Annotated in this window: 4 protein-coding genes; 1 reads left to right on the top strand and 3 read right to left on the bottom strand. The window is 67.9% G+C overall.

Translation table 11 applies throughout. From position 1 onward, the window contains the following. Positions 1-414: DUF3043 domain-containing protein (locus KZA10_RS12645; RefSeq protein WP_256934811.1), on the top strand; the 414-nt coding region annotated here is incomplete at its 5' end. Here KZA10_RS12645 and KZA10_RS12640 read toward each other — a convergent pair. The 3 genes from KZA10_RS12640 to KZA10_RS12630 all read right to left on the bottom strand — a co-directional run. Beyond that, positions 389-1,426: a quinone-dependent dihydroorotate dehydrogenase gene (locus KZA10_RS12640; RefSeq protein WP_218683045.1), complete on the bottom strand. Its 1,038-nt coding sequence runs from the start codon at positions 1,424-1,426 to the stop codon at positions 389-391. The genes KZA10_RS12645 and KZA10_RS12640 overlap by 26 nt on opposite strands. Before the next feature lie 10 nt (positions 1,427-1,436). After that, positions 1,437-1,907, bottom strand: a complete 471-nt coding sequence (gene nrdR / locus KZA10_RS12635) for a transcriptional regulator NrdR (protein ID WP_017830243.1) — start codon at positions 1,905-1,907, stop codon at positions 1,437-1,439. A gap of 10 nt (positions 1,908-1,917) precedes the next feature. Next, on the bottom strand, positions 1,918-2,349 hold a 432-nt coding region (locus KZA10_RS12630), incomplete at its 5' end, for a histidinol dehydrogenase (protein WP_218683044.1).

Here is a 2,349-nt window from a genome sequence, read left to right as displayed (position 1 = left end):
ATCGGCCGTGCAATCGCCGATCGCCGTCGCCATCTGGATGAGCTGCTCCTGGAAGATCGGAATGCCCAGCGTGCGCTTGACCCGCAGCGCCGCTGGGTCCGCGACTACGTGGATGCGGGCTGGCACCCGGCCGAGTTCGTGATGGGAGTGATGGTCCTGGTCATCCTCGCCTCGCTGGTGCCGGCGAACACGGTCATCTCGTTCTACGCGTACATCGTGATGATGGGTTACCTCGTCATCGCGATCGGCGGCATGATCCTGCTCGGCATGCGCGTCAAGCGCAAGGCCGCGGCGAAGTTCGGCAAGGAGCGTCTCGAGCGCGGTCTGGGCTGGTACGCCGCGATGCGCGCCCTGCAGATGCGATTCATGCGTCTGCCGAAGCCGCAGGTCAAGCGCGGCCAGTACCCCGACTGATCAGTCCCCTGTTGATCTCCCGGCCCCAGAACGGGCCGCGGTACAGGAAAGCGGTGTAGCCCTGCACGAGGGTCGCACCGGCCGCAAGGCGCTCCTGCACGTCGGATGGCGTCTCCACCCCCCCGACGGCGATCACGCAGAAGTCGGCGGGAACGGCTTCGCGCACGACGCGAAGGACTTCGAGCGAGCGCTTCTTCAGCGGTGCACCGGACAGTCCTCCCGCGCCTGCAGCCTCGACCGTCGCGGGATCCGTGAGCAGACCGTCTCGGCTGATGGTGGTGTTGTGCGCGATGATTCCCGCGAGTCCCTCAGCGACGGCCATCTGGGCGATCGCCGTGATCTCCTCGTCGGAAAGATCCGGTGCGATCTTGACGAGCAGCGGTGTGTCGCCGGAAGCCTCTCGAACGGCGCGCAGCAGCGGAGCCAGCGTCTCCACCGCTTGCAGTCCTCGCAGACCCGGAGTGTTCGGCGACGACACGTTCACGGCCAGGTAGTCGGCGAGCGGAGCGAGCCGCGTCGCCGAGGCCACGTAGTCCGCTGTCGCATCCTCGACCTCGACCACGCGGCTCTTGCCGATGTTGACCCCGATGATCGTGTCAGGCGCGCCGCGCCGCAGGCGAGCGAGCCGACGCGCCGCCGCATCCGCTCCGGCGTTGTTGAAGCCCATCCGATTGATCACGGCGCGATCCGCGATGAGACGGAAAAGCCGCGGCTTCGGGTTCCCCTCCTGCGCGATCGCGGTCACGGTGCCGACTTCCACATGTCCGAAGCCGAGAGCGGCGAGTCCTCGCACGCCGACCGCGTTCTTGTCGAAGCCCGCGGCGACGCCGAACGGCGAGGGGAAGGTGAGACCGAGCGCCTCGACGCGCAGCGACGGGTCAGGGCGCGTGATCGCGCGCGTGGCCCACGAGAACGGAGGCACACCGAGCACGCGGATCACCGCCATACCGGCGTGGTGGGCGAACTCGGGATCGAAGCGCGAGAGGACAGCGCGGAAGAGCAGCGGATACATCCCTGCCAGATTACCGCTCCTCGGACTCCCGCTTCGTGTGGTCGGCGCGCAGATCTGTGATCGCGGCCTCGAAATCCTCGAGCGAGTCGAAGGCCTGGTAGACACTGGCGAAGCGCAGGAACGCGACCTCATCGAGGTCACGCAGCGGACCGAGGATGGCGAGACCGATCTCGTTGGTGTCGAGCTGCGACACCCCTGTCTGTCGGACGGCCTCCTCCACGCGCTGTGCGAGCACCGCGAGGTCGCCCTCCGTCACCGGGCGTCCTTGGCAGGCCTTCCGCACACCCGTGATGACCTTCTCCCGACTGAACGGCTCCATCACACCGGAACGCTTGATCACGTTGAGACTCGCGGTCTCGGTCGTCGTGAAACGGCCGCCGCACTCCGGGCACTGTCGACGACGCCTGATCGAGAGCCCGTCGTCGCTCGTGCGTGAATCGATGACGCGGGAGTCGGGGTGTCGACAGAAGGGGCAGTGCATCTGACCGATCCTACGCGGTGAAACGGGCCTCGATCGCCTCACCGTGCGCGGGAAGCACCTCGGTGTCGGCGAGGGCGACGACCCCGGCGCGCACGGCCGCCAGCGCAGCCCTGTCGTAGGAGATCACCTGCTGCGGTCGAAGGAAGGTGTACGAGCCGAGCCCGGGAGCATAGCGAGCCTGTCCCCCGGTCGGCAGCACGTGATTGCTGCCCGCCATGTAGTCACCGAGGCTCACCGGCGTCTGGTCGCCGACGAAGACGGCTCCGGCGCTGGTGAAGTCGGCGGCCGCCTCTTCGGCATCCACGCGGTGCAGTTCGAGGTGCTCCGGCGCATAGGCGTTGCTGAACGCCGTGGCCATGGCCCTGTCGTCGACGAGGACGATGGCGGACTGAGGCCCCGACAGCGCGGCGGCGACGCGTTCGCTGTGCCGGGTGATCGCGGC

This window comes from Microbacterium sp. BF1, from assembly GCF_019279095.1.
In the GTDB taxonomy this organism is placed as follows: Bacteria; Actinomycetota; Actinomycetes; order Actinomycetales; family Microbacteriaceae; genus Microbacterium; species Microbacterium maritypicum.
Note: the sequence above shows the minus strand (reverse complement) of the source record. Positions and strands in the feature narration are given on the sequence as shown.

Bases quoted from the DNA above. Each gene is read 5' to 3' on its own strand.
- KZA10_RS12640 (WP_218683045.1), bottom strand. From the start codon at position 1,426: ATGTATCCGCTGCTCTTCCGCGCTGTCCTCTCGCGCTTCGATCCCGAG.
- nrdR (WP_017830243.1), bottom strand. From the start codon at position 1,907: ATGCACTGCCCCTTCTGTCGACACCCCGACTCCCGCGTCATCGATTCA.